This window comes from Kineococcus glutinatus, assembly GCF_039542765.1.
GTDB classification, from domain to species: Bacteria; Actinomycetota; Actinomycetes; order Actinomycetales; family Kineococcaceae; genus Kineococcus_A; species Kineococcus_A glutinatus.
Map to the genome: position 1 here is coordinate 1 of NZ_BAABIL010000489.1, position 3,801 is coordinate 3,801.

Annotated in this window: 3 protein-coding genes and 1 pseudogene; 2 read left to right on the forward strand and 2 right to left on the reverse strand. The window is 78.3% G+C overall.

The annotated features are described in order from the left end of the window. Positions 1 to 83: 83 nt before the first annotated feature. Together ABEB16_RS16820 and ABEB16_RS16825 are read right to left on the reverse strand one after the other, a co-directional pair. Positions 84 to 1,034: an HD domain-containing protein gene (locus ABEB16_RS16820; protein ID WP_345713377.1), complete on the reverse strand. Its 951-nt coding sequence runs from the start codon at positions 1,032 to 1,034 to the stop codon at positions 84 to 86. Positions 1,035 to 1,094: 60 nt separating this feature from the next. Beyond that, positions 1,095 to 1,751, reverse strand: coding sequence for a LysE/ArgO family amino acid transporter (locus ABEB16_RS16825; protein WP_345713378.1), 657 nt, complete (start codon positions 1,749 to 1,751; stop codon positions 1,095 to 1,097). 71 nt (positions 1,752 to 1,822) lie between these two features. Here ABEB16_RS16825 and ABEB16_RS16830 point away from each other — a divergent pair, with 71 nt between their 5' ends. Together ABEB16_RS16830 and ABEB16_RS16835 are read left to right on the forward strand one after the other, a co-directional pair. Further along, the gene (locus tag ABEB16_RS16830) at positions 1,823 to 2,707 is read left to right on the forward strand and encodes a LysR family transcriptional regulator ArgP (RefSeq protein ID WP_345713379.1); all 885 of its coding nucleotides are present in this window, start codon (positions 1,823 to 1,825) and stop codon (positions 2,705 to 2,707) included. Between the two features lie 112 nt (positions 2,708 to 2,819). After that, positions 2,820 to 3,801: pseudogene (locus ABEB16_RS16835) on the forward strand (putative bifunctional diguanylate cyclase/phosphodiesterase); the annotation flags it as partial.

The window sequence follows — 3,801 nt, forward strand, 5'->3', positions numbered from 1 at the left end:
AGGCGCTGGCGCTGGGGCTGCGGGCCGGCGCCCGCGCCCCGGGGACCCGGCCCGCGCCGCGGGGGCGCTGACCGGGCGCGGGGTCAGCCGCAGCCGCAGTGCATCGAGAGCGCCTCGGCGACGCCGGCCACCACCACCGGCCGCCGCGCCTCCTGCGGCACGTACCGCTCCAGCGACGCCCGCACGCCCGGGGGCGGGTCGAGCAGCACGACGCGGGGGGGCTGCGCCGCCGCCGTCAGCTCTGCCGCGCCCACCCGGTCCAGGGAGTCCAGCATCGCCAGGTCGCAGACCAGGGTGTGCGGCTGCTCGCCGCGGGCGTCCGCCAGCGCCCGCCGCGCGGTGTCCACCGCCTCGGCGGAGTCGAGCCGGCCCGTGAACCCCAGCAGCGTCGTGCACGCCATCCGCACCGAGCGCACGTCCAGCGGCTCGGCGGTGGGGCGGCCCGCCGCCACCCGCCGCAGGGTGCGCACCACGGCGGCGTAGAGGTCGACGCGGGCCTCCAGCCGGGCGCGGGCCACGACGCTGTCGGGTCCGTGCCGGCGCAGGACCTCCTCCAGGCGCGGACCCGGGTCGACGGTCTCACCGGTGGGGCCGGTGGTGATGTCGCAGTAGGTCAGGGCGTCGGCCACCGAGCCGTCCGGCGGCGGGAACTGCGCCAGCTCGCGCTCCAGCCCGCGGTGGCGGGCCTCGACGGCCGCGCCGCTGTGGTGGGCCACGAGGGAGGCCAGCTCCGGCCGGCCCAGCCGCAGCAGGTGCCGGGCGCCGTCGACGGGGTGGAAGCCGGTGTCCACGAGCTCGGCGGAGTAGCCGACGTCGTGCAGGTAGGCGGCGGCCACGAGCAGCTCCTGCTCCTGGCGCGGCAGCCCGACGGCGGCCCACCAGGCGTGGATCGCGACCTCCTGGGTGTGCTGCCAGCGCGCCGGCAGGTCCGCGAGGAGGCGCCCGGCCTCCCCGGCGGCCCAGAGGATCACGTCCTCCCGCCCGCTCGCCCTGGCTGCGCGGCCCGCTGCTCGACCGCTGTCGGAGAAGGTCATGGACGGATGGTGCCCTGCGCGGGTCGCGCCGGTGAACGCCGGGGGGCCCGCGTCCCCCGCTCAGCGCAGGGCGGCGGTGACCTGGGGGAGCAGCGGGATGAGCAGGGATGCACCCAGCGTGGTCATGACCGCCGCGACGAGCAGGTCGAGGACCCGCCAGGCCGCCGGGCGGGCGAACACCGGCCGCAGCAGCACGGCGCCGAAGCCCAGCCCGCTGAACCAGGCGGCGCTGGCCGCGGCGGCCCCGGCGGCGAACCACCAGCGCAGCCCGCCGTGCGCCTGCGCCACCGACCCGAGCAGCACCACGGTGTCGAGGTAGACGTGCGGGTTGAGCCACGTCAGCAGCAGGCAGGTGGTCAGCGCGCGCCCCCGGGGGGTGCGCCCGCCCGGGTCCTGCGGCACGAGGGAGCCCGGGCGCAGGGCCCGGCGCAGGGCGAGGAGGGCGTAGCCGAGCAGGAACACCCCGCCGGCGCCGCGCACGACGGGCAGCAGCCAGGGCCAGCGCCCCAGCAGCACCCCGCCGCCGCCGACGCCGGCCGCGATGAGCACGGCGTCGGAGGCCGCGCACAGCGCCACCACCGCCGGCAGGTGCTCCCCGCGCAGGCCCTGCCGCAGCACGAACGCGTTCTGCGCGCCGATCGCCGCGATGAGGGACAGCCCGAGGCCCAGGCCGGCGAGGGCGGCGAGCGGGGCGTCGGTGGTGGCGGCGGGGAGCACGGCCCGACGCTAGGCAGCGGCCGGGCTGAACTCCAGCTTCAGATCCTGCAGCACCGTTAGCGTCGCTGTCCGTGGACTTCGACCTGGCCCAGCTGCGCGCCCTGGAGGCGGCCGTGGACGCCGGCACGCTCGAGGCGGCGGCCCGCGCGCTGCACGTCACCCCCTCGGCCGTCAGCCAGCGGCTGCGGGCGCTGGAGGTGGCCACCGGCCGGGTGCTGCTGGTGCGGTCGAAGCCGGTGCGGGTCACCGCCTCCGGGGAGGTGGTGCTGCGGCTGGCGCGGCAGGTGGGCGTCCTCACCGCCGAGGCCGCCGTCGAGCTGGGCGGTGAGGCCCCGGGTGCGCCGCCCACCGTCGCGCTCGCCGTCAACGCCGACTCCCTGGCCACCTGGGTGCTGCCCGCCCTGGCGCCGCTGGCGGGGCGGGTGCTGCTCGACGTGCGCCGGGAGGACCAGGACCGCACCGGGGAGCTGCTGCGCGCCGGCACCGTCACGGCCGCGGTGACGACCGAGGGGCGGGCGCTGCCCGGCTGCCGCGCCGTCCGCCTCGGCGCCATGCGCTACCGGCCGATGGCCGCCCCCGCGTTCGCGGCGCGCTGGTTCCCCGCCGGGGCCACCCCCGGCGCGCTGGCGACGGCCCCCGTCGTCGTCTTCGACCGCGACGACGACCTGCAGCACCGCTACCTGCGCGGCCGCCTGCGCGAGGAGCCGACCCCGCCGGTGCACCGCGTCCCGTCCTCGGAGGGCTTCGGCGACGCCGTCCGCCTCGGCGTGGGCTGGGGGATGCTGCCGGACCTGCAGAGCGCGGCGGCCGAGCGCGCCGGGGAGGTCGTCGACCTCGACCCCGGTGGGGGCGTCGACGTCGTCCTGCACTGGCAGCAGTGGCGGCTGCGCTCGGCGGCCCTGGACGCGGTGGCCGAGGCGGTGCTCGCCGCCGCGCGGGCCCGGCTGCTGCCGTGAGCCGCACGCCCCCGCGGAGGACGGTGGGGGGCGGCGGGCGCGCGGTGCGGGGTGTTCGCCCGTCCGGGTGGCCGGGGGACAGCTGCCGCCCGCGCCGGCCGATGCACCCGGCATGAGGACGAGGCCCTTCGCCGTGTACGCGGTGCTCGCCGCGGCGGCGCTGGCCGGCTACGTGGTGCTGCCCGTCGGCGCGCTGCGCGACGGCGTCTACCAGGGGGTCGCGCTGCTGGGCACCGTCGCCGTCCTCGCCGGCGTGTTCCTGCGGCGGCCGCTGCGGCGCGCGCCGTGGTGGTGGATCGCCGCCGGCATGGCCGTGTGGCAGACGGGCGACGCGATCGTCTTCCGCGACACCTGGATCAGGCACGTCGAGCCGTTCCCGTCGGTGGCGGACGCGTTCTACGTGGTGTCCTACCTCGTGCTGGCGGTGGGTTTCACGCTGCTGCTGCGCGGGCGCAAGGCCGGCCGCGACCGCGAGGGGCTGCTGGACTCGGCCACCTTCACGATCAGCCTGGGCCTGCTGTCGTGGGTCTTCCTCGTGCGCCCCACCTTCGAGTCCTCCGCCGGCGGCCTCCTGGAGCGGCTGGTGACGATGGCCTACCCGCTGGGCGACGTGCTGCTCGCCGGGCTGCTCGTGCGGCTGCTCACGATGCGCGGGGCGCGCGCCGCGGCCTTCTGGCTGCTGGCCGCCGCCGTGGCCGCCCTGCTCGTCGCGGACGCCACGTTCCAGGTCATCGCGCTCAACGGGCTGCCCGGGGAGCGGCTGATCGGCACGGCCTGGTTGTGCGGCTACCTGCTGCTCGGCGCCGCGGCGCTGCACCCGTCGATGCGGCGGCTGTCGGAACCGGTCCTGGAGTCCGCGCCGGTCTTCACCCGCCTGCGGATGGCCACCCTGACGGTCGCCAGCCTCGTGGCCCCGGGGGTGCTGGCCGCCCAGCTGCTGGCCGGGGGGCGCATCGACGGCTGGGCGGTGGTGCTCAGCTCCGCGGCGCTGTTCCTGCTCGTCGTGGCGCGCATGGCGGGGCTGCTCAACCGGATCCAGGAGCAGGCGGGGGAGCTGGCGGCGATGGCCCGCACCGACGCCCTGACGGGGCTGC